Genomic DNA, 608 nt, shown 5'->3' on the forward strand with positions numbered 1-608 from the left:
CTCGACGACACCCGCACCCCGCCGCTCCCGCGCCATCTGCACCGGGCGCTGGCCGCGACCGGCCCCGACCCGCGCCTCGCCGCCGCGCTGGTGGACGCCGCGCACGATCCGGGCACGGGCACGCGCCACGCCGAGCGCGCGGCGGCCCTCGCCGCGGCGGCCGACCTCACCGAGGACGCGCGGGAGCGCGCACTGCGCAGGGCCGCCGCCGCCGACCACGCCCGGCTCGCGGGCAGCACCGACCGGGCCAGGGAGCTGCTCGCCGCCGCGCGCGCCGAATCGGCCGACCCGCTGGTGCGCGGGGCCGTCGAGCTGACCCGGGGGCGGCTCACGCTCGCCGACGGACCCGTGGCCGACGCCCGCGAGGCCCTCCTCCTCGCGGCCGAACTGCTCCTGCCGTACGACCCGGAGGCCGCCGGGGAGGCCCGGTTCTGCGCCATGGCGGCGGCCTGGGACCTCGGCGRCGCCACGGCCTATCTCGCCGCGCTCGGCCGGGCCTCCCCGGCGGCCTGGGACCTCGGCGACGCCACGGCCTATCTCGCCGCGCTCGGCACTCCCCCGGCCCCCGGCGCCGCCGACCGGGGCGGTGCCGGGGGCCGGGGGAGTGC

General features: G+C 82.5%; 1 pseudogene. It reads left to right on the forward strand.

Annotated elements, in window-relative coordinates:
- A pseudogene (locus tag AB8Z36_RS41905) lies at positions 1 to 608 on the forward strand (LuxR family transcriptional regulator); the annotation flags it as partial.

The sequence above is a fragment of the Streptomyces flavofungini genome (assembly GCF_041028215.1).
Classification (GTDB): domain Bacteria; phylum Actinomycetota; class Actinomycetes; order Streptomycetales; family Streptomycetaceae; genus Streptomyces; species Streptomyces flavofungini_B.